This window comes from Frankia sp. AgKG'84/4 (assembly GCF_023242965.2).
GTDB lineage: Bacteria > Actinomycetota > Actinomycetes > Frankiales > Frankiaceae > Frankia.
Map to the genome: position 1 here is coordinate 1 of NZ_JALKFU020000427.1, position 4,583 is coordinate 4,583.

Sequence of the window (4,583 nt, forward strand, 5' to 3'; positions counted from 1 at the left end):
CCCGGCACTGTTCTGCCAGCCGCTGTAGGAGGCGGCGCGGTTCAGTTCGGCGAGGAACGTGGCGTCACCTGCCTTGGCCCGCACGTTGCGGGCCTCGTCCAGCAGCGCCTCGGCGCGGTGCACCGCGGGGACCGGCGCGCCCGGGTGCAGGGCGCGCAGATGGTCGGCGTAGCCGCCGAGGACGCGCTGCTCGATCGACTTCGCGCCGAGCAGGTGAAACGGAACCAGCAGGAACTTCTTACCGGCCAGCTCCCCATGGTGCTTGCCGAGAACGTCGGTCAGCCGGTCGTCAAAACTGTGCGCGGCCGGCTCGCCGTGCAGCAGCGCGTGGAGCACCGCCATGAAATGCGACTTGCCGGAGCCGAAGGAGCCGTGCAGATAGACGCCCTTCGACGCCCCCGTGCCCGCCGCCTGCGCGATCAGACCGAGCGCCTCGTCGAAGTTGCCGACAAGCCGATCGGTCAGCACATACTCGCGCATCGTCGCGGCCGCGTCGGTGACGCCCTCGGTCAGCTTGAGGACGAAATCGCTGTCGGAGGTCCGCTCCGGTATCTCGATGACCTCGCGCAGCAACGGCTGGGACGACGGGCTGGTCATGAGACACCTCGACGGGTCAGGCGAGCGGTCTGGACATGCATCCGAGTACGGATGGTACGGACGGGGTCCGTCACTTCTGCGCCGCCTTCCGACCACGGGTGGCCGCCGGCGGGCGCCAGCCGGTGAGGTCGCCGGCGGTCACGTTGTTTCGGCCCATCGCGTCGGCGAGGAACGCGTCGTAGACCTCGGCGGGGGAGCCGTCGTAGAGCGGGTCGACCTCGTCGTGCCACTGGCGCACCCAGGGCATCACCTCGCGCAGACCGGCGAGCAGCGGGGTGAGGCGCTCAGGCCCCCAACCGTCGTCGTCCTGACGTCCGACGATCAGCGTCGCCAGCGCCTGGGCCTGCTCCCGGTGGTCCCACCCGGCCCAGCCGATCAGCAGCGTCGGATCGTTGTCCGGCCCGGCCGGCTGGTAGGAGATGAACCGTTCCTTGGGCACGTCCAGCTTGCCGCGGGCCTTCCAGTAACTGGCCTTGCGGAAATCAGCCTGGGCATACTTCGGCGGCACCGGAATGCGGTCCCGGATCGCCTTCGCGGCCTCCGGAGTCGCGGCGGCGTCCTCGGCGCGCTGCTGATCCCACACCGACTCCCAGTCGGCCCGCTTGACCAGGCCAGAGTCCTTGTAACGCAAAGCCGCCAGGAACGGGACGTGCTCGTTCTCGACCAGGTCGTTGACGACCTTGGCCAGGCTCTCGCCGGGGCGGTAGATCTCGGCGACGGCCACGAAATCCGCGTCGGCGGCCAGTTCGTCGGCCAACCGGCCCGTGGTCCACAGCCGGGGCTGAACCATGCCGTCGAATTCCGCGAACCACAGCTCGCGGGCCTCCAGCCGATCGAGCAGCCAGCCCCGCAGTGCCGCGTCCTGGAGCTTGTCCCACCCCTCGGTCGCCCACCTCCGCTTGTACTCAGGCCGCTCGATCAGCCCGATGTTCCGATCGGCCTCGATGACGGAGATCCGCTTCTCCACCAGCGCCCGGTACTCGGCAGGCCAGTGCGCGGGCAGCTCGGTGATTGGGTCGGAACCGTGGCGAACAAACCACTCGGAGGTCTCCTCGCCGGCAGCGATCTTCCGCGCCAGCACGACCTCGAACGCCCGCTCACCCAGCCTGATCTCAGGAACGTCGGCCATCGCCAACGTCAGCTCATCGGCGAGCAGCTCATACTGCCGATAGACCTGCCAGTCCAACTCCTCCTGCAAAGCAATCATCCGCGCCCGCATGACCGCCCACCTGGCCTCCGCTTCCGCCAGCCCCGACCGCGTCGGCACCCCGCCCGCGGCCACCGACACTGGGCTCACCGCCGTCAGCCGCTGCGCCAGCCCATCCAGCTCCCGCGCCAGCTCGAACGGATACTCCGCAGGCAAAGGGAAGTCCAGGAGTTTCGTGCCCGTGAACTCGTAGAAATCCTCCCAGGGGAAAGTGGTCTGCCGTGCTCCGCGAGAGTCCACGGTGCTACCTTTGTTGTGACTGACCTGCTTGAGCCAGAAGCACGCCGTCGAACTATTCAGCACCCCCAACAGTCGCAGATGCTCCTCTACCGGCGTCCCATCTTTGAGCTTGATTGCCGGGGCGGTTCGATTGAATACTATTCCTTGTTTACTGAGTGAAAAGCTGGCATGTGTGGATACAAACGGAAACCCGATGCTGAAACTTGCGGAAAATCGGTCCGGATGCCACCGGCTCCACTCATACCAGGTAAGGCCAATCTGTTCGTGGGTTCCGCCTAGCTCCTGTCGTGCGCGTAGGGCTGCGCGGGATCTCCAGAGGATCATCGCGACTTCAATTTTGTCGATCGAAGCATCTAGGTTCTCGTCGTATGGAAAGAGTGCTTCACTCTCGGGATTGACTGACCAGTCGCGAACTGTGTTTCCTGTCGCCATTCGGATAGAATTCGATATCCCGAATCTCTTCCAGTTCCCTATGGGGCCGAAATATGCGTCATCCGAACCGGTGTGCGCCATCCTTCCGATCAGTTGAATTTTTCCTCCTAGTCGGGACTTGCCATCGGACAGGAGGGCGACGACGCTCGGTGCGGAACCGCCGCTAAGGCTCCACGGGAATCTCATCAGATCCTCGCGAGGTCGATCGGCGCAGCTGGTCCAGGTACTCTCGGTTCCTGGGTCGCCAACTTGGTTGGTGATCGCCTGCCAGACGAGTCCATTTCGCGGGCTGGCCGGTACGGACGGTTCGCCGCGGATGCCAAGGACGGCGCGGACTGTGCTTGGGCGGTGCCAGCTGTTGTTTCGGCCGATCAGGATGACAGTCGGGGTGCCGTGGCCGGGAATGTATGCGCCAGAGGTGTCGATGACGTGGGTCAGCTCCACCTTGGTCGCGAACAAATCCTGAATCATCTTCCTGCCGAACTCGCGCTTCATGAACGAATTGGCGGTGATCTGCCCGACGCTGCCGGCTCTGCGGCCTTCCAGGTCCGCCCGTTTGGCTAGCTCGAAAAAGCGTTGCGCGAACGGAACCGACAGTGCGTAAGTGCCCGAGCATGCGTCGTACAGGCCCCGGTACAGCTCGTTGAGCTTCTTGTCCTTGACGGTGATGTAGGGCGGGTTGCCGGTGACGGCATGGTAGCGCCCTCCTTCGAGGATACCGGGATGATCGGCGAGGTCCTCGGTGGCATATGCGAATTCGGCAAGGTCGTCGCGTTCCTCGCCGAACATGCCAAGCTGGCGATATTTGATCAGCGAGTCGCCGGTGGCCACGTGCAGCGGGAATGTGTAGCCGGCTGCCGCATCAAGTGTTGGCAGGCCGGCGGCGCGAAGGGCCTCGATGGTCAGGCGGAACTTGGCGATCGCGGTTGCATACGGATTGATGTCCACGCCGTGGATCGCGTCTAAGGCCAGGCGGACTCGTTCGAAGATGTCGCGGTCGGGGGCGTGCTTGTCCCATTCGGCTAGCAGGCGGCGGAAGGCGCCGAGGAGGAAGTGGCCGGAGCCGCAGGTGGGGTCGATGAGTTTGACGACGTCGTAGCCGAACTCGTCGATGGCGGGGGTCAGGGTCAGGTCGAGGATGAACTCCTCGACGAACTCCGGGGTCTGGAGCAGGGCGTATTTCTTGCGGACGTCCTCGGAGAGGTCCTGGTACAGGTCGCCGAGGAAGCGGGTGTCCCAGGTGGCGTCGGTGAAGTCGTGGACGAGGATGCCGGCCTCGGTGCGTCGTCGCCAGAAGGCCAGCAGGTTCTTCGCCGCGTCGTGGGTCAGCGGGATCTGGAACAGGGCGTTGTGGCGCTGGTCGAACAGGGCTGCGCCGACGGGCACCTTGGCGATCTCGTCGAAGGCCGCGAGCAGCCAGTCGCGTGCCGTCTTCTCCGGGTGCCGGGTGTAGAAGTCCTCGGTGCGTTCCTCGGCGAGGGTGAGCCTGGCGGTGGTGGGGCCGGCGAGGAACGGGTCGCCGATGAGGCCGTTGTCCTCGCAGAAGCGGACGAACACGGTGCCCAGCACCCAGGCGACCGCCGCCTGGGTGACCCGTTCGCCGAGCCACGCCGACCAGGTCGCCGCCGTCCGGCCGACCTTGAACGCCCGGTCGTATTCGGCGCGCAACCGCGTCCCGACCTCGACCACCTCGTCGACCTGGGCCCGCAGGTCCTTCTCCAGGTCCTTCACCTGCCGCTGGGCGTCCTTTAGCAGCGCAACCCGGTCGATCAAAAAACTCTCCCCATCCAACCAGCGAACATCAGCGGCTTTCCCGCGGTCAGGACGCTTTCCCCGTCCGGTCCGGCTCGGCGCCGCCGGAGCGGTGCCAGTTGATCGCCCAGGAGTCGGGCAACGCGACCCATTCGCTTTCGGTCGTCACCTGGACCAGGGCGCCGTCGAGGCGCGGGGGGCGGGTCGGCTCGGTCGTCGGACAGAGCACCCAGACACCGCGTCCGCCCGCGCGGGCCCGCTCGGCGAGCCCGAACAGCAGGTCCATGCCGCGGCCGTCGTAGCGGCCGAGGACGCCGGCGTCGTGCAGCAGCAGCGGCGCCGGCCCGTGCGGCCC

General features: G+C 66.2%; 3 protein-coding genes. All 3 read right to left on the minus strand.

Annotation, left to right across the window (positions count from 1 at the left end):
* Nucleotides 1-597 (minus strand): DUF6079 family protein (locus tag MXD58_RS20555; RefSeq protein ID WP_250609747.1); only part of this gene is annotated, 597 nt, incomplete at its 3' end.
* A gap of 70 nt (nucleotides 598-667) precedes the next feature.
* Nucleotides 668-4,249: a BREX-2 system adenine-specific DNA-methyltransferase PglX gene (gene pglX, locus MXD58_RS20560; protein ID WP_248836866.1), complete on the minus strand. Its 3,582-nt coding sequence runs from the start codon at nucleotides 4,247-4,249 to the stop codon at nucleotides 668-670.
* A 46-nt stretch (nucleotides 4,250-4,295) separates the two neighbouring features.
* On the minus strand, nucleotides 4,296-4,583 hold a 288-nt coding region (locus tag MXD58_RS20565; RefSeq protein WP_250609748.1), incomplete at its 5' end, for a hypothetical protein.